Source organism: Cupriavidus sp. WS, assembly GCF_000395345.1.
GTDB lineage: Bacteria > Pseudomonadota > Gammaproteobacteria > Burkholderiales > Burkholderiaceae > Cupriavidus > Cupriavidus basilensis_B.
In genome coordinates, this window is sequence record NZ_AQPL01000354.1 from 1 (window position 1) to 17,232 (window position 17,232).

The window sequence follows — 17,232 nt, forward strand, 5'->3', positions numbered from 1 at the left end:
GGGCCTGCCGCGCCGCCCGCGATGCCCGTGGCGGCGCGGCAAAGGGCCCGGACGGGCGGGGCATATGTCCCGCCTTTTCGCTCCCGGCCGCTACGCGCATTGAGCTTGCGCATGATCCACATTAGCCTGCTCTGACTCCGTTCGCGGCCCTCGCCGGCCTGTCGGACGCTGCCTACCGGCCGGTCCCGCCGGCCATCCTCCGTGAGTCCGAGCTTCATGACTGGTGCATCCCGCCTCCGCCTTGCCATGCCTTCCCGACCAGCCCGGTGCGGCGCCATCGTCCGCGCCGCCGTGGCCGCGCCGTCGTCCGTGCCACCCTTCGCGGCACGCTTCCTGTAGCGCGCCGCGCGGTTGCCGATGTCCACCAGAACCGATCGCCGCTTCGCTCCCCGGCCCGCCGCCGCGCGCCCCGGCGCGAAGGACGGCACGCCCGAAGCCGTGTGGGGAGAGCCCGGCCGCCAGGCCGCGCAGGCGCTCGCCGCGCGCGGCGTCGCGGTGTCGCCGGGCAGGGTCGCGGTGCTGCTGGTGCTCGGCGAGGCGCCGTCCCGCCACGTGACCGCGGACGGCCTGTGCCGGCTGATGATGGCATCGCCCTACCGGATGGCGCTCTCCACGTTCCGCGCGGCGCTCTACGAGCTCACCGAATGCGGGCTGCTCTGGCGCGTCTCGGTGCCCGGCGGCGACCATACCCTGTCCCACTACTACGAACTGGCGGACCAGCCGGTCCACGAGCATTTCTTCTGCACCGCCTGCGGCCGCTTCGAGGAGGTCTTCGACGCCACGCTGCTGGCGATGCAGGAAGCCCGCCTGGCAGCGCGCGGATTGCGCCCGGCGCTGGTGCGCAGCGCGCTGGTCGGCAGATGCGCGGCGTGCGTGAAGCAGGCGTAGCCGCCCGCCTCAGTCGTGGCCGGCGGCCTGCCGGCGCCCTCGCGCCAGGTGCAGCCAGAACAGCGCGCCGACGGCGAGGCCGCCGCCCCAGTGCAGCCATTCGGTCGCGCCGCGCAGCGCCTCGCCGTTGAAGTAGTACAGGCCGAAGCCGGTCGCCACCAGCAAGCCGACCACCACCGCGAACAGCCCGCCGGCGAGGCGGTTCTGCCGCTGGATCCAGCACATGCGGATATGCGCCGACCAGACGATGCCGAGCAGGAAGGTGGCGTACATCGCCGCCGCGCCGTGCAGCTTCATGCTCCACGCCCGCCACGGCGCCAAGGTCTCCGGCTCGAGTTCGAGCCAGCGCGCCAGCAGCCACGCCAGGCCGGTGAGCAGCAGCAGCGCGAACGTGGCGTACAGGGCCAGGCGCCGGTGCGGGCCGAGGCGCGCGGTGCGGCGCCGGCGGGCGGGAACATGGGGCTGGTACATCGGGCGAGATCGGGTTGGATAGGCTAGTTGCCGGGGTTGCCGCCGCGGCCGTCGCGATAGAGCAGCGCGCGGGCGCCGTAGCGTGCCAGCAGCGGATGATCGGGCGCGCCGCATACCAATACCACCTTGGTCAGGGCGTCGGCAAGCATGCACGAAGGCGCCAGCACGCTGGCGCCGGCGCCCGCCGGCAGCACCGACGGCGCGCGCCGGTCTGCGATGCGCGGCGCCGCGGACAGGCCGAGGCCGCCCGCGCTGGAGCCGGCCAGCGCCGCGTTGTCCAGGTGCCAGCGCAACGCCACGCGCGCCGGCGCGCCCGGCTCGCGCAAGGCCACGGCGGCCGGCGCGCGGCCGGCATGGCGCATGTCGCCGCCCGCGTTGACCAGCACGTCGTCGATGTCGAAGCCGAGCATGGCGCGGACCGCGCAATCCACCGCGTAGCCCTTGGCGATGCCGCCGAGATCGAGGCGCGCCGGCCGCAGCTTGCGCAGCATGGCGCCCTCGATCGCCCAGGCCGGGCCATGCGCGCCGCCGGACGCGCCATCGAGCGCGCCATCGAGCGCGCGGTCGAACACGCAGTCGAAGGCCCCCTCGCTCTCGGCCTGCAGGCGGGCCGCGGCGGCGAGCACGGCCAGCGTGTGCGCATCCACCGCGAGCATCTCGCCCGGCGCCGCCCGGTTGAAGCGGCCGATGTCGCTGCCGGCGGCATGGCGGTTCATCAGGCCGTGGATCCTGCCGACCTCGGCGAAGCCCGCGCGCACCGCCTGCGCCGCGGCGGGGCCGCTCGCCCGTATCTCCACCAGCGTGCCCAGCAGCGGGCGCGCGCGGCGGCACGGCGCGGCCGGCGTGGCCTGTGCGGTCTGCGTGGCAAGGCTCACGGCGCGGTCAGCCTTTCGCCAGCGCCATCTGCGCCATCACGGCGATGCGCCGGATGCCGTCGGTGATGTGCGTGCACGACAGCGTGGCGCCGCTGATGTTGTCGATGTCCTCGCCGACGCGCAGCTTCGCCTGCGCGGACTTGCCGGTGAACTGGCTGCGCCACGGCTTGTTGCGGACTTCGTAGCCGTGGCTCTCGCGGTAGGCCAGGATCTCCACGTCGCGGATCTCGCCGGCCGGGCTCAGTGCCACCGCGTAGTTGATCAGCTCGAACTTGCCGATCACCGCGTCGGCCACCACGTAGCCGAGCACGCTGGCGCCCTGGCGCGCCTGCCAGATGCGCCACGCGCCCGGGCGCGGCGGCCCGCCGGCGCGCTCCGCGAGCTGCCGGAGCTGCTCCGGATTGAGCGCCACCACGACCGGCGCGAACTCGGTCGCGTCGGCGAACATCAGTTTCTGGCTTTCGGCCACGCTCATGTAGTCGGCGGCATAGGCGCGGGTCGTGACGAGCCCGGCGGACGCCGCCGCCGCGGCACAGATCAAGACGCTGGGAACAGAGCGGTAGTGCATCGAAGCTTCCTCCGGCCGCGGCGCGCCGCGGCCGCATGTCATGACACTAGAAATAGATCCCCAGCCCGAGGTCGAAGCGGCTGAAGTCGCGGTTGACGCGGAAGCGCTGGTAATCGACCTTGAACACGACGTTCGGGTTCAGGTAGAAGTTCAGGCCCGCCGTCCAGACCGTATCGTAAGGCTTGGGGAACACCGCGCCGCTGGCCGTGACCGGCTGCGACGGCACCGCCGGGAAGCCCGGCGCCAGGCCCTCGTAGCGCGCGCCCATGTTGTACCGCTCGAAGCGCGCGAACGGCACCGCGCGATAGCTGCCATGCTGCCACACGCTGTAGGCGGCCTGCAGGTACCAGCCGTAGAACGAGGCCGGCATCGGGTTGGCGGTGCCCGGGAACTGCGCGTTGACCTTGGCGGTGTTGCTGATGTAGCCCTGCGCGTAGAGCGCCGACAGGTCCCACTTGCCCGGCGTCCAGCGCGCGTGGGTTTCCCACAGGGTCGAGCGCTGGCTGCCCGCGCCCGCGGCCGGATTGGCGTTGCCGGTGAAGACCGAGCCGCCCAGCAGCAGCCCCGGCACGCCGCGGTAGTTCAGCGACAGGTACTGCGAGGCGTTCTTGGCGTTGGCCAGCGACATTTCCTGGTGCGTGGCCTGGAACGGCGCCGAGCCGTTGTTCTGCAACTCCAGCGCCGAGCCGTACAGCGGCGTCTCGGGCGTGAAGTTCCACTTGGACAGGTCCAGGCCGGTGGTCAGGCCCACGTTCCAGTCCAGCCCGATGTCGGTGTTGCCGTGCAGCGCGAAGCCGCCCTCGCGCCACGTGCTGGGAATGATCAGGGTCTCGATGAAATTGCGGTAGACGCCGTAGTAGGCGGTGGGCTCGTGGTGCTCGTTGATGAGGCCGACCGGCATCAGGAACACGCCGGCGGTCACGCCCACCTTGTCGGTGAACATGTGGTCGACGTAGAACTGCTCCACCTCGAACTCGCCGGCATCGGACGACGAGGCGATGGCGTGCTCCACCTCGAACTCGGAGGCGAAGCGCGTCTTGTCGTCGAAGCGGTAGCCGAAGCCGAACACCGCGCGCCCGAGGTCGGCGCGCGTGTCGTTGGTGTTGCGGCTGGGCCGCGAATAGCCGATTTCGCCGTAGCCGAACAGGCTCAGGTTGTCCAGCGGCGAAGGCTTGGCCGCCGCCTGCTGCAGGGTTTCCTGCGACGCCTGCAGCTGCGCGACCTGCGCGGTCTGGTCGGCCTGCTGGCGGGCCTGCGCCTGCTGCTGCGTGGCCATCGCGGTGTTCTGCTCCTTCATGGCCCTGAGCTCGGCCTTGAGCGCATCGAGCTGGCCGGCCATGTCGTCGATCTTCTTCTCCAGTTGCTGCACCACCGCCGGACTGGCGCTCGGCGGCGCGGCAAGCGCAGGTGTCCCCGCCACGGCGAGCGCCGCCGCGGCAATCATGGTCCTCTTCATTGCATTTCCTCCCTGTTTTTCCTGGCTCGTTCCGGGCTATTTCCTGTTCTTGGCGACAGTGACTGCGGTGTTGGTGACGGCGGCGGGCGCGGGCGCGCCGCCGGCGCGCGTGGCGGCCACGCTGGCCGCGGTGGACTGGCACTGCGCGGGCGGCTGGTAGGCGGACGGATTGGCCGCGTCGAAGCCGTCGGTCAGCGTGCACAGGAAGCGCACCAGGTCGGCGATCTCGCCGTCGCTCAGGTTCGGCGCCAGCGAGGGAATGTAGGGAACCTCGGACACGTTGACGTTGCCGGCGTAGGCGACCGGCAGGTCGTTGTAGAGGATGTCGGGCGTGCCGTCGGCCTTGCGGTACCAGCGCGCGGGATCGGTGTCGCGCGTGATGTACCACGCCACCGCTTCTTCCAGCGTGTCGAACACGCCGTTGTGGAAATACGGCGCGGTCAGCGCGATGTTGCGCAGCGTCGGCACCTTGAAGGCCCCGCACAAGCTGGTGCGGCCGGCGAACTCCGCGCGCAGCGGCCCGCACAGGCCCAGGTCGTAGTAGTCGTGGCCGGGATCGCCGAGCGCCGCGCCGTTCCGCGGCACGTAGCCGAGCGTGTTGCCGTCGACGTTGGCCGCGATCTTCCAGTTGCGCGGAATGCCGACGTTGTCGTAGGTGAAGTCGGTGAACAGCGCCGGCGTGGTGGCGGTCGGCGTGGACACGTGGCAGGCCGTGCAGTTGCCCTTGGCCGGGTTGTTGAACAGCGCCAGCCCGTTGAGCTCCTGCGGCGTGAGCTGGGCCGTGCCGCTCAGGTAGGCGTCGTACTTGCTGGAGAAGCGGTGGAACGACGGATCTTCCTTCTGGTACTGCGCCAGCGCCTGGCCGATGTTGTGCAGGGCCGTGGTCGCGTCCGTCACCGAGCTCCCGCCAAATACCGCCTTGAAATCGCTGATGTAGGGCCGCGTCAGCAGCCGCGCCAGCACCTCGTCCGCCGAGGCGTTGGCCATCTCGAACGGCGTGATGAACGGCTGCTCTGCCTGGTCGGCGATCGACGCCGCGCGCCCGTCGCGGAAGAAGCCGCCCACCGGCGTGCCGTCGGGCTGGAAGCTGAAGGCCGGCGTGAACTGCATGTAGGTCAGCGAAGGCGCGTTGCGCAGGCCTGGCAGGTCCATGTTCGGGCCGCCCAGCGGCACCGCGAGGCCGTCGTCGGCGGCGTAGCCCCGGCTTTCCACGTGGCACGTCGCGCACGACTGCCGGCCCGAGGCCGACAGCGCGGTGTCGGAGAAGATCTTTTCCCCGACCTGCGCCATCGCCGACAGCGAACCGGCAACCGGCGCCGTGGCGGCGCTGTTGCCGGACGAGCCGTCGTCGCCGCCTCCGCCGCAGCCCGCCAGCCACATGCCAAGCAGGACCGCGGCCAACAGGCCGCGCCGCCCTCCCCTCCGATGACGCCGCTCAGGGCCCTCTTTGATAGTCATTGTCTTGTGGCGTGCGAGACGCTGCCGAGATGGATCGATCGTTAGGTATGAAATTTACGAATCAGAATGATTCGTGTTTAGCGGATTATAGAAGCGGACTTTCGGGAATGAACAGGGGGGTCCCCACATATATCTGAGGCGCTCAGGTAAATGTGTTGTGGCGGCGCGTCACCCGGTACCGCACCGATTAATTTCGCGGCCCTTGTCTTGAATCAATCTGGCCTGACTTCAAATGCATCTTCTTAATAACAAAGAAACTTGTGCGTCGTCCTGCCGGTTCCTCCAGCATCCCGCAATCCCTTTTTTCAAGCCAGTCTTCGTTGATTCCCTGCCGCTCCCGTGTATCCCGCGAGAGGTTTCTCCGTCATTTTTCTTATCGCCAAAAGGCGTTTTCCCGGATCAAGACATCCGTAATGCCGAGCGGCATCGGATTACTCTGGTCCAGCCTTAATTTTTCCTTAATGGAGGATGATTTATCATTTAGCTTGCGTGTATTGACCTTGGTCAAAAGATGTGCTGAAAAATACGCCGGTTATTATCTTTATTCAGGCGGAAGTGAATTTACAGGCTCACGACTGATCGCCCGCCCCGCCCGCCCGGCTTGCCTCGCTTGCGGCGGCCGCCGCGCCCCGGCGATGTTGCGGCAATCCCCGACACGCGTGTCCGCGCAACCGCCCGGTCTCCGGCTTTGATATAATGAGAATCGTTCTCATTTTTTGGCCATGACCGGTGCTGCGCACCGTATGATCGGGAAGGACTGCCATGCCGGCCGCGGAATCCGCACCACAGCGCGAATTGCTTGCGCTCTACACCGACCATCACGGTTGGCTGTGCCGTTGGCTGCGCGGCAAGCTCGGCTGCACGCATCGCGCAGCCGACCTCGCCCACGACACCTTCCTGCGCCTGCTGGCGCGCGAGGACACGCTCGGCATCGAGGAGCCGCGCGCGTTTCTCACCACCGTCGCGCAGCGCGTCCTGTCCAACCACCGCCGGCGCGAGCAGCTCGAGCACGCCTACCTCGATGCGCTCGCGCACATGCCGGAGCCGATGGCGGCCTCGCCCGAGGAGCGCGCCATGCTGCTGGAAACCCTGTTCGAGATCGACCGCCTGCTGTCGGGCCTGCCGACGGCGGTCAAGCGCGCGTTCCTGCTGTCGCAACTGGACGGCATGGAGCAGGCGGACATCGCCGCGCAGTTGCGCGTGTCCGTCACCACGGTCAAGCGCTATCTCGTGCGTGCCGCCACGCAGTGCTATTTCGCCGTCGCGCCGGAGTAAGCATTCATGAGCGCGCAAACAGTACCCGGCATCCCGCCCGAAGTGGCCGCGCGCGCGGTCGAATGGCTGCTCCTGCTGCAGGAAAAGGACACCTCGCCGGCCACGCGGCAGGCCTGGGAACGCTGGCGCGCGGCGCACCCGGACCACGCCCGCGCCTGGGCGCGCATCGAAGCGGTCAACGCGCAGTTGCGGCAGTTCGCCTCGCCCGGGGCCGCCGCCGTCGCGCGCGCGGCGCTGCTGCCGCCGCGCTCGGCCGGCCGCCGCCAGGCGGTCAAGACGCTGGCCCTGCTGCTGTTCGCCGGCGGCATCGCCTGGACCGCGGAAGAACGCGCGCCCTGGCGCGAGTGGCTGGCCGACGAGCGCACCGCGGTCGGCGAGCGGCGCAGCCTCATGCTGGCCGACGGCACCGTGGTGTCGCTCAACACGGACAGCGCCATCGACGTGCGCTTTACCGCCGCCGAGCGCCGGGTGCGGCTGGTCGGCGGCGAGATCATGATCGTGACCGGCAAGGACGGCGCCGCGCCGCGGCCCTTCGTGGTGGAAACCGAGCAGGGCGAGCTGCGGCCGCTCGGCACGCGCTTCACCGCGCGGCGCCTGCCGGACGCAAGCCAGGTCGGCGTGTTCGAAGGCGCGGTCGACGTGCGCCCGCGCGACGGCCACGGACTGGCGCGCACGCTGCGCGCCGGCGAGCAGGCCCGCTTCACGCGCACCGCCATCGGCGACATCGGCGCGGCCAGCGAGACGGACGCGGCCTGGGTCGACGACATGCTGGTCGCGACCCGGATGCGCCTCGACGGGTTCCTCGCCGAAGTCAGCCGCCACCGCCCGGGCCGCCTGCGCTGCGATCCGGCGATCGCCGCGCTGCAGGTGTCCGGCACCTTCCCGCTGGCCGATACCGACCGCATCCTCGATGCGCTGCGGACCACGCTGCCGGTGCAGATCCACTTCCTGACCCGCTACTGGGTGACAGTGCAGCCGGCCGGCTAGTCCGCCGCCGGCCGCGGCCAGCCGGCACGCACGAAAGCCGCCTGCGATTTTTTTGCGCCCGAGGTGGTCTGTTTCCGATTCTCGCGGGACATAAGAGATAAGCGCACCACATCTCCGAACCTCCTCCGAGTCACCGATCATGGAACATCACCGCATCGCCGCACGCGCCCTCCGCGCCAACGAGGACTCTCCAGCCACGCCGCACGGCCCCGCCCCGCGCCGGCTGCGCACCGCGCGCCGCCCGCTGGTGGCGGCGCTGGGCCATGCCGTGGCGGCGCTCGGGCTGGGCGTGGCGGCGCTCGCGCCCGGCGCCGCCACCGCCGCCGACGCGCCCGCGTCGCAGCCTTCGCCGGCCAGGGCCTACGACATCCCGGCCGGCCCGCTGGAAGGCGCGCTCAACCGCTTCGGCCGCGAAGCCGGCATCCTGCTGTCGTTCCCGCCGGAGATCGCCGCCGGCCTGCAAAGCAAGGGGCTGCGCGGGCAATACGGCGTGCCGGAAGCGCTGGGCGCGCTGCTCCAGGGCACCGGCCTGGCCGCGGTGGCGCAGGGCTACGGCGGCTACGCGCTGGTCCGGCGCGTCGAGCCGGCCGCTGCCGTGCCGCCGCTGGCGCCGGGCGAGGCGGCGCTGCCGCCCGTGGTGGTGCAGGCCGACGCCGCGCGCGAGGAAAGCTACCGCCCGCCGCCCAACGCGGTCGTCACGCGCTCGGACACGCCGCTGCTCGACATCCCGCAGGTGGTCAACATCGTGCCGGCGCAGGTGCTGCGCGACCAGCGCCCGCGCAACCTCGACGACGCGCTCGGCAACATCAGCGGCATCACCCAGGGCAACACGCTGGCCGGCACCCAGGACACCATCCTCAAGCGCGGCTTCGGCGGCAACCGCGACGGCTCGGTGATGCACAACGGCATGCCGCTGATCCAGGGCCGCGGGCTCAACGCGGCGGCCGACAACGTGGAAGTGCTCAAGGGCCCGTCTTCGCTGCTGTACGGCATCATGGACCCCGGCGGCGTCATCGACATCGTCAGCAAGCGGCCCATGCTGCAGCAGTACAACGCCATCTCCGTGCTCGGCACCACCTACGGCCACGGCAAGAACGGCGCCGGCGGCACGCTCGACACCACCGGCCCGATCGGCACTTCCGGCCTGGCCTACCGCCTCGTGGTGGACCAGGTGGACGAGCAGTACTGGCGCAACTTCGGCGAGCACCGCGAGACGCTGGTGGCGCCGTCGCTGGCCTGGTACGGCAAGGACACGCAGGTGGTGCTGTCGTACGAATACCGCAAGTTCCTCTATCCGTTCGACCGCGGCACCGCGCTCGACCCGCGCACCAACGAGCCGCTGGCGATTCCCAGCCGGCGCCGCCTGGACGAGCCCGTCAACAGCATGGACGGCCAGTCCCACCTGGTCCAGCTGGTGGCGGACCACCAGTTCAACGCCGACTGGAAAGGACACTTCGGCTACAGCTACAACCGCGAGACCTACGACGCGGGCCAGCTGCGCGTGGCCGGCGTCAACACCACCACCGGCATCCTCACGCGCAGCAACGACGCCACCCACGGCGCGCTGAGCACCGACAGCTACGCCATCGGCTACCTCGACGGCCGCTTCCAGGTGGCCGGCATGCGCAACGACCTGCAGGTCGGCGTGGACAGCGAATACCGGCGCATCTACCGCGCCGACCTGCTGCGCCAGGCCACCACGTCGAAGTTCAGCTACCTCAACCCCGTCTACGGGCTGGAGCCGGCGTCGAGCACCGTGTCGCCCAGCGACAGCGACCAGACCGACACCCTGCACGACACCTCGGTGTTCCTGCAGGACAGCCTGCACCTGACCGACAAGTGGATCCTGGTCGGCGGCGTGCGCTTCCTGTCGTACAGCCAGGTGGCCGGGCGCGGGCGGCCGTTCGTGACCAACACCGACCTCGACGGCAACAAGTGGCTGCCGCGCGCGGGCCTGGTCTACAAGTGGTCCGAGGCGGTCTCGCTGTACGGCAGCTACACGCAGTCGCTCAAGCCGACCTCCACCATCGCGCCGCTGAGCACGGGCGTGGTGATCGATTCCTCGGTGCTGCCGGAAGAAGCGAAATCGTGGGAGCTCGGCACCAAGCTGGATTTCACCGGCGGGCTGACCGCCAACCTCGCGTTCTTCAACATCGACAAGAAGAACGTGCTGGTGTCCCAGTACAACGACGCCACCAAGCTGACCGACTGGCGCACCTCCGGCCGGGCGCGCTCGCGCGGCATCGAGCTGGACGTGGCGGGCCAGATCGGCAACCGCTGGAGCGTGATCGGCAGCTATGCGTTCATCGACGCCAAGACCACCGAGGACCCGCTCTACGCCGGCATGCGGCTGTGGAACGTGGCGCAGCAGACCGGCTCGCTGGCGGCGGTCTACGACTTCGGCCAGATCTTCGGCGCCGACCGGCTGCGCCTGGGCGCGGCCGGGCGCTACGTGGGCCGGCGCCCGGGCGACTCGGCCAACAGCTTCGCGCTGCCCGCCTACGTGGTGGCGGACGCCTTCGCCACCTACGAGACCAAGGTCGGCGCCACGCAGAAGCTGCGCTTCCAGCTCAACGTCAAGAACCTGTTCAACCGCACCTACTACCCGTCCAGCGCCAACCGCTACTTCGTGGCGATCGGCGACGCGCGCCAGGTCTCCCTGCTGACCACGCTGGAATTCTGAGGAACGAGGAAACCCATGAACACGCACGACCTCCAGCGAGGCGCCAGCCGCGCGCCGCGCCACGGCGTTGCCGCAAACCCGCGCCGCCGCGCGTTCGCCGCGCGCCTTGCCGGCCTGCTGCTGCTTGCCGGCAGCATGGCCGGCGGCGCGCACGCCGCCGAACCGGCGGGGCACGGCCGGAAGATCGCGCTGGTCGTCCAGGCCGGCGGCCCGGACCTGGCGGTGGACCTCAAGATCAAGGCGCACCTGGAAGCGCGCGGCTACGCGGTCAGCCTGCTGGCGCAGGACCAGCCCGCCGACGCCGCGCTCGGCGCCGACCTCGTGGTGATGTCGTCCACCATCGCCGCCAAGAACGTCGCCGCCGGCTGGCGCGCGCTGCCCCGGCCGCTGCTGACCTGGGAGAACGACCTGCTCGACGACCTCGCCATGACCGGCAAGCGGCACGACACCGATTTCGGCGAAGCGCCCAAGGAACGCTACCTGTGGCTGGTCAACGCGCCCCATCCGCTCTCGGCCGGGCTGCCCGCCGGCGTGGCCAACGTCTACGAGCGGCAGGCCGGCATGAGCTGGGGCAAGCCCGGCCTGGGCGCCAGCATCATCGCCACGCTGTACGGCCAGCCCGACAAGGCCGCCATCTTCGCCTACGAGAAAGGCGCCACGATGGACTACGAAGCGCTGGCGCCCGCGCGGCGCGTGATGTTCTTCCTCGGCAACGACACCTTCGCCAACCTCGCCGCGCCGGGCCGCCAGCTGTTCGATGCGGCGGTGGACTGGGCGCTGGGGCTGCGCTAGCCGGCCACCAGTACCCGGCCCCGCGCGCGGGCCGCACGCGCCAGCCCCGAGACGCGGCGCGGCGCCCCTGCCCCCGGGAATTGGGGCCGCGCCACACTCATGCACTGGCGCACCGGCGCGCCGGCCAGTATGCTCTGGGCGCAAACTTAGCCAAACGCCCTCAATGAGAACAAAAGCCGAAGTCGTCGTACTGGCAGCCGACCTGGCCGGGACTGCCGTATTTGCGCTGGAAGGCGCGATCACCGGAATGCAGCACGGACTGGACCTGCTCGGCGTGATGGTGGTGTCGCTGATCACCGCGGTGGGCGGCGGCATCATCCGCGACCTGCTGATCGGCGCGGCCCCGCCCAACGCGATCCGCGACTGGCGCTATCCGGCGCTGGCCATGCTGACCGGAGCGGCGGCCTTCGTCTTCCATTCCGCCGCGCGCGATTTCGCCGGCATGCTGCCGACGATGCTGGACGCGGCCGGCCTGTCGCTGTTCGCCGTGGCCGGCGCGCAGAAGGCCCGCCTCTACGGCGTGCGCCCGTTCATCGCCACCCTGATGGGCGCCGTCACCGGCGTGGGCGGCGGCGTGGTGCGCGACATGCTGCTGGCGCGGGTGCCCGTGGTGCTGCACGCGGACATCTACGCTACCGCGGCCTGGCTCGGCGCGACGGTGGCGGTGAGCACGCGCGCGCTCGGCCTGCCGCCGGTGGCGGCCGCGGTGGCCGGCGGCGGAGCCTGCTTCGTGCTGCGGCTGCTGGCGGTCTGGAACGACTGGCACCTGCCCACGGCGCCGGTCTGGTAGCGGCGGGCCGCGTCAGGCGGCGCGATACCAGGCGATGCCGTCGTCGTCCGTCTCCATGACGGTTTCGCCCCGGTGCAGCAGGTAGTTCAGGTGCGCGATGCTCTCGCCGGTGGCCATGCCCAGCAGCCCCGGCTCGGCGCCGATGGGCCGCGAGAACAGCTCGCCAAACACATCCACCGCCCGCTTCGGCGCGCCCAGCGCCTGGCGCAGCCGGTCCAGCGCCGCGTGCTGGCTGCGCTCCAGGTGGCCGATGCGCGCATGCAGGCCGCGGAACGGCTCGTTGTGGGCCGGCAGCACCAGCACGTCGTCCGGCACCTCGCGCCGCAGCTTGGCCAGCGAGGCCAGCCAGTCGCCCATCGGGTCGGCATCGGGCTCGGTCGGGAACACCGACACGTTGGACGAGATGCGCGGCAGGATCTGGTCGCCGCTGATGAGGATCTTCAGCGCCTCGCTGTAGAAGCAGGCATGCTCCGGCGAATGGCCGTTGCCTACCACCACGCGCCATTGATGCGCGCCGATCTGCAGCAGCTCGCCGTCGCGCAGGCGGCGGTAGCTGTCCGGCAGCGCGTGCACGAACTTGCCGAAGCCGCCGAAGCGCGCGCGGTAGGCCTCGATGGCGTTGTCGTCCCAGCCCGCGCGGCGGTAGAAGCGCACGCCGTCTTCCGGCGCCTCGCGCCCGGTGTCCGCCGCCAGCACGCGGCAGTTCAGGTATTCCAGCCGCGTCATCCACAGCCGGCAGCCGAACTTGCGGGTCAGCCAGCCGGCCATGCCGATATGGTCCGGGTGCATGTGGGTGACGAACAGCCGGGTCAGCCCGTCGGCCAGCGCGCCGCCGCCGGCGAACAGATCGCGCCAGGCGGTGGTGGTCTCGCTGGTCTGCAGGCCCGCGTCGAAAGCCGCCCAGCCGCCGCCGTCGCGCACCGCCCACAGGTTGATGTGGCTCAGCGCGAACGGCATCGGCATGCGGAGCCACAGCAGGCCCGGCACGATCTCGCGCACGGTGCCGGGCGCGGGCGCGTCGCCGCAGGGGTATTCGAGGACGGGCCTGCCGTCCGCCGGGGCGGAGGGCGCGGAGGGCGCGGGGCTGGCCGGGGCGGCGGTTTTCTCGCTGCTCATCTTGTCTGGCTCCTTGGATGCCGCGGGCGGTCCGGCACCGGGGCCGCCGCGCTTGTGAGGTGGATCGATTCTACCGAGGTCCGGCGGTTCGCATCGGCCGACGCCGGCCGCGCCCCCCGGGTTGTGTGCGGTAGCCGCCTGGGCCGGCCGCACCATCCGCCTGACCGCCTCCCCCAAGACCATGCGATGCCCGGGGCCGGCCGCCCGCGCGGACGCCATCGCGCAAGGCGAGGTAAAGTAATGGCCATCATGAGACATCCGCTATTCGCGGCGCTGCTGGCCGCCATGCCGGCACTGGGCAGCGCCGCCTCGTTCGACTCCCTGCTGGCCTGCGGCGAATCCGCCCACCAGTTCATCGCCGGCTTGCAGCAGCAGCGCCTGATCGAGACCAGCCCCATGCGGGTGGAAGACAACTCGGTCAACGCCTTCTGGCCCAAGAGCGACGCCGGCATGACCGTGCTCGGCCGCAGCGTGTTCGCCGTGTTCGGCTACCAGCCCGGCGACGCGCTGTTCAAGGCCGGCAAGGGCACGCCGCTGGACAAGCCGCTCCACGGCGTCGCCGTGGTCGGCAGCACCGAAGCCATCACCAAGACGCTGGCCACCTCGGGCAGCAAGGCGCGGGCCGAGCACGCGGCGCCGTTCATCACCGCGATCATCTGCGATTGACGGGGTCTTCCGGGAAGTGCTGACAAGGAGCTGCCCGGCGACGGGCCGGGCGAATGCCACAGCAACGGGAACGTGCGCCGCATCATGCGGCGGCAGGCGATGAGAAAAACCGAAGGGGAAGTGGTGCCCATGGGCAGGATCGAACTGCCGACCTCTCCCTTACCAAGGGAGTGCTCTACCACTGAGCCACATGGGCGATGTTTGATGCTGTCGTGCTGGAGCGGGAGACGAGACGTTTACTAGAGCAGTAAGTCGTTGTTTCCCAAACACTTTCTTCGCTTAGGTGGTCAGCGAAGACCTCAATTGTAGCCTTATTTTTCGTCCTCGGCAACAAGGATCATCCAAAGAGCACCACTAGCGGCCAAGGACACGTACCCAGCACATCAGACGCGCCCTCAGTCCGCGACGGACCAAGGTTCGCTGGCTGACCCTCTTCTCCCGCTTCAAGACCACGACGCAGGCCAGCCAGATGCCTCCGATGTCGGCGCAGTTCGCATGTCGCCTTGAAGCGGCAACCGCGAAGCGTCGAGCGCACGTCCGCCATGTGGTCAGTTCACCATGAAAGAGCGCGCACCCTAGCCATCGGGCCTACGCGCGCGATTCTTTATCGGTATATCAGGATGCCTGGGTGGGTATGACAGGGGTGGTTTCGCTGCGTTTAACGGGACGGTAGACGACAACAGCCATGCCACTGCGCCTTGTGACACCGCTGGCATATAAGGCCATACCGAGACAGTTTTGCAGAAGCCGCAACTTATTACGACGCTGATAGCGTGAGCGTCACTGTCGAGCCTCTATCCCGATGCTCGACCTTCTAGCGGTCGATGAATTTTTACACATTGGGCACATGACGGCTACCAGTAGAACGAACTGGTGAGAGGTGCTCAAGCCTCATGACGAACCGGGCCTCGGGGTTCGCTTCCTGCACAGACAACTGCCCGACCACGGGGTCGGCGATAAAGGAGTCGGCCATGTAGTTCTTCTCCTGGAAGGAGACGGAGCATGCACGAGAACAAGAATGATGCACCAACATCAAAGGTGTTCTATCGCCCGATTGAAGCGTCCATCCGTTGGGCTGGGCTGCTGCGGTACGAGCCCGTGATCCTGGCCTCGATTTCATCTCCCAGGAATCTGCCAGAGTCGTTGGACTGCCCACGCTGGGGCGAACTGCGGCTGTACACCGAACGCATCTACGACGGCATCCTCAATGGTGAGCTGCCCTTCGGGGAGAACGGCATCACGACACGCGATATCGCATTGATCGAGTCCCCTGATCTGACGGTTCGCCATGTCGATCTGAAGCGCTGGATGCGCCAGCACTACCCCGAGCAACGTCCTGGCTTCCTGTTCTCGCGCAGCGAGCGCATCGCCCATCCTGTCATCTCGCTAGAAACGGGGCAAGCCATGCTGGTCGAACGACTCGCCCTTAAATCTGCCTTGGGTCTGTACAAGCGTCAACTGCAAGAATTGCAGGAGAAGCACGATGCTCTTCTCAAGCAGTCCACGGCGATCCCCGCGTGCGCTCAATGCCCCATCAGCGACCGGGCGGAAGCTACCTATCTGAACATCATCGGAGGGATGCTGGACCTGATGCTCGGCCAATCTCCATCTGGCACGCCGTACTCCAGCTTCAAGACCCAGGAAGCCGTTGTCAGCGCACTAGTTGCTCATCACGGCGGCGCCATGGGTATCGCGGAGCGGACGTTGAACGGCAAGTTCGCCACTGCAAGGCGCCGGCTGCGTAGCGCATCCCTCTGAAGTTTTTCCAGCTTGTATGTGCAGTCGCGGAGATTGCATTTGCAATGTCTTTCCGCAGCCATGTCTATTGAATGGAGGTCACGCCAACAAACGCCACTGAGCGTTCAGGAGTGACCGCCATGTCGCAAACACCTGTACTGCCACCGAACGAGCGCCGCATCCTGCGCCTGGAAGAAGTCGAAGCGAAATCCGGCTTCAAACGCGCTCACATCTACAACCTGATGAAGAAACGCCAGTTCCCCCAGGCGCTGCGTCTGGGGGTGCGCGCAGTGGGTTGGGACTCCATCGAGATCGATCAGTGGATCGCCGAGCGCGTCAACAACCGGGCCTGACCCGTTCTCCCGCGGACTTCCCATCCTCACACGGAGAACGCCATGCAGGTCGTATCCATCATTTCAACCAAAGGTGGCGTCGGCAAAACCACCACGGCCGCGAACCTCGGCGGGCTTGCCGCGGACGCGGGGCTGCGTGTGCTGCTACTCGACCTCGACGTGCAGCCCACCTTGTCCTCGTACTACGAGCTAGGCCACCGCGCACCTGGTGGCATCTACGAGTTGCTGGCCTTCAACGAGCGCGACCTCGGGCTGCTTATTTCCCGCACGATCATCGCTGGCCTGGACTTGGTGCTCTCCAACGACCACCGAGGCGAGCTGAACACCTTGCTGCTGCACGCGCCAGATGGGCGCCTGCGGTTGCGCCATCTCTTGCCGGTCTTGGCACCTCTCTATGACCTGGTGCTGATCGACACCCAAGGCGCGCGCTCGGTGTTGCTGGAGATGGCGGTGCTCGCTTCCGACCTCGCGCTATCGCCCGTGACCCCGGAAATCCTCGCGGCGCGCGAGCTGCGGCGCGGCACCATGCAGTTGCTCGAAGACATTGCGCCGTACCGGCACCTGGGCATCGAGCCTCCACCTCTGCATCTGCTCATCAATCGCGTCCATCCTGTGTCCGCCAATGCACGGCTGATCCAGCAGGCCCTGCGCGATCTTTTCCAGGACCACGCCGGCATCCGCGTGCTGTCCACCGACGTGCCGGCCATCGAGGCGTATCCGCGTGCAGCTACGCGCGGACTGCCGGTGCATCGGGTCGAATACCGCCAGCCGCCGGGCAGAGTCGCCCCCGCCGCGCTCGACACCATGCGCGGCCTCGCAGACGAACTGTTCCCGCAATGGCAGCACCGATTTGCCATGGTGTCCGGCCGTCCGCCACACCCTCTTGATACCGGGAGGCCTCATGGCGAACGCACATGAGCTTGCCCGAGGCCATAAGCGGCTTCGCGCCCTGATCGAGTTCGCGGTTAGCGAAGGGTGGCACGTCAAACGCACGCCGGGCGGCCACCTCAAATTCACCAAGGCTGGCTGCGCCGCGATCTACACCAGCTCGACCGCCAGCGACCACCGGGCGACCCTCAACGCCCGTGCGCAAATCCGCCGCGCCGAGCGCGAGGCC

The 17,232-nt window shown here is 68.9% G+C and carries 18 protein-coding genes and 1 tRNA gene; 11 read left to right on the forward strand and 8 right to left on the reverse strand.

Annotated features, from left to right (window positions below):
* Positions 1-357 precede the first annotated feature (357 nt).
* The gene (locus tag K206_RS0126085) at positions 358-888 is read left to right on the forward strand and encodes a Fur family transcriptional regulator (RefSeq protein ID WP_020205322.1); all 531 of its coding nucleotides are present in this window, start codon (positions 358-360) and stop codon (positions 886-888) included.
* A 9-nt stretch (positions 889-897) separates the two neighbouring features.
* On the opposite strand, the gene K206_RS0126090 is transcribed toward K206_RS0126085, so the two are convergent.
* The 5 genes from K206_RS0126090 to K206_RS0126110 are packed head-to-tail and all read right to left on the reverse strand — an operon-like array spanning position 898 to position 5,659.
* Positions 898-1,359 carry a hypothetical protein gene (locus K206_RS0126090; RefSeq protein WP_020205323.1) on the reverse strand — a complete coding sequence of 154 codons (462 nt, stop codon included), beginning with the start codon at positions 1,357-1,359 and terminating at the stop codon, positions 898-900.
* Positions 1,360-1,382: 23 nt separating this feature from the next.
* Positions 1,383-2,234 carry an FAD:protein FMN transferase gene (locus K206_RS0126095; protein ID WP_020205324.1) on the reverse strand — a complete coding sequence of 284 codons (852 nt, stop codon included), beginning with the start codon at positions 2,232-2,234 and terminating at the stop codon, positions 1,383-1,385.
* A 7-nt stretch (positions 2,235-2,241) separates the two neighbouring features.
* Positions 2,242-2,802, reverse strand: a complete 561-nt coding sequence (locus K206_RS0126100; protein WP_029044107.1) for an FMN-binding protein — start codon at positions 2,800-2,802, stop codon at positions 2,242-2,244.
* 46 nt (positions 2,803-2,848) lie between these two features.
* Positions 2,849-4,258: a porin gene (locus tag K206_RS0126105; RefSeq protein ID WP_020423913.1), complete on the reverse strand. Its 1,410-nt coding sequence runs from the start codon at positions 4,256-4,258 to the stop codon at positions 2,849-2,851.
* Between the two features lie 36 nt (positions 4,259-4,294).
* On the reverse strand, positions 4,295-5,659 hold the full coding sequence (locus K206_RS0126110) for a cytochrome c peroxidase (protein WP_020205327.1): 1,365 nt from the start codon (positions 5,657-5,659) through the stop codon (positions 4,295-4,297).
* Between the two features lie 819 nt (positions 5,660-6,478).
* Between K206_RS0126110 and K206_RS0126115 the strand changes: the two genes are divergently transcribed.
* From K206_RS0126115 to K206_RS0126135, 5 genes are all read left to right on the forward strand, one after another.
* The gene (locus K206_RS0126115; RefSeq protein WP_020205328.1) at positions 6,479-6,991 is read left to right on the forward strand and encodes a sigma-70 family RNA polymerase sigma factor; all 513 of its coding nucleotides are present in this window, start codon (positions 6,479-6,481) and stop codon (positions 6,989-6,991) included.
* Between the two features lie 6 nt (positions 6,992-6,997).
* Complete coding sequence (locus K206_RS0126120) at positions 6,998-7,978, forward strand: FecR domain-containing protein (RefSeq protein WP_029044108.1); 981 nt, start codon at positions 6,998-7,000, stop codon at positions 7,976-7,978.
* A gap of 139 nt (positions 7,979-8,117) precedes the next feature.
* A complete protein-coding gene (locus K206_RS0126125; protein ID WP_020205330.1) occupies positions 8,118-10,661 on the forward strand; it encodes a TonB-dependent receptor in 2,544 nt (847 codons plus the stop codon).
* A 15-nt stretch (positions 10,662-10,676) separates the two neighbouring features.
* Entirely contained in the window at positions 10,677-11,453 is a 777-nt protein-coding gene (locus K206_RS0126130) for a hypothetical protein (protein WP_020205331.1), read from the forward strand.
* 163 nt (positions 11,454-11,616) lie between these two features.
* Positions 11,617-12,243: a trimeric intracellular cation channel family protein gene (locus K206_RS0126135; protein ID WP_029044109.1), complete on the forward strand. Its 627-nt coding sequence runs from the start codon at positions 11,617-11,619 to the stop codon at positions 12,241-12,243.
* A 12-nt stretch (positions 12,244-12,255) separates the two neighbouring features.
* On the opposite strand, the gene K206_RS0126140 is transcribed toward K206_RS0126135, so the two are convergent.
* A complete protein-coding gene (locus K206_RS0126140) occupies positions 12,256-13,359 on the reverse strand; it encodes an MBL fold metallo-hydrolase (RefSeq protein WP_020205333.1) in 1,104 nt (367 codons plus the stop codon).
* A 249-nt stretch (positions 13,360-13,608) separates the two neighbouring features.
* Between K206_RS0126140 and K206_RS0126145 the strand changes: the two genes are divergently transcribed.
* Positions 13,609-14,025 (forward strand): hypothetical protein, encoded by a 417-nt coding sequence (locus tag K206_RS0126145; protein ID WP_029044110.1) that lies wholly within the window; start codon positions 13,609-13,611, stop codon positions 14,023-14,025.
* 121 nt (positions 14,026-14,146) lie between these two features.
* On the opposite strand, the gene K206_RS0126150 is transcribed toward K206_RS0126145, so the two are convergent.
* Positions 14,147-14,221: transfer RNA gene (locus K206_RS0126150), tRNA-Thr, on the reverse strand.
* 636 nt (positions 14,222-14,857) lie between these two features.
* Positions 14,858-14,998 (reverse strand): hypothetical protein, encoded by a 141-nt coding sequence (locus tag K206_RS43875; protein WP_196812923.1) that lies wholly within the window; start codon positions 14,996-14,998, stop codon positions 14,858-14,860.
* 29 nt (positions 14,999-15,027) lie between these two features.
* Here K206_RS43875 and K206_RS0126155 point away from each other — a divergent pair, with 29 nt between their 5' ends.
* The 4 genes from K206_RS0126155 to K206_RS41865 form a co-directional block, all read left to right on the forward strand.
* The gene (locus K206_RS0126155) at positions 15,028-15,783 is read left to right on the forward strand and encodes a hypothetical protein (protein ID WP_020205335.1); all 756 of its coding nucleotides are present in this window, start codon (positions 15,028-15,030) and stop codon (positions 15,781-15,783) included.
* Between the two features lie 119 nt (positions 15,784-15,902).
* Positions 15,903-16,115 carry an AlpA family transcriptional regulator gene (locus K206_RS0126160; RefSeq protein ID WP_011347600.1) on the forward strand — a complete coding sequence of 71 codons (213 nt, stop codon included), beginning with the start codon at positions 15,903-15,905 and terminating at the stop codon, positions 16,113-16,115.
* A 42-nt stretch (positions 16,116-16,157) separates the two neighbouring features.
* Positions 16,158-17,033 carry a ParA family protein gene (locus K206_RS0126165; protein ID WP_020205336.1) on the forward strand — a complete coding sequence of 292 codons (876 nt, stop codon included), beginning with the start codon at positions 16,158-16,160 and terminating at the stop codon, positions 17,031-17,033.
* The coding region (locus tag K206_RS41865; protein WP_020205337.1) for a hypothetical protein at positions 17,017-17,232 on the forward strand (216 nt) is incomplete at its 3' end. The genes K206_RS0126165 and K206_RS41865, both read left to right, overlap by 17 nt.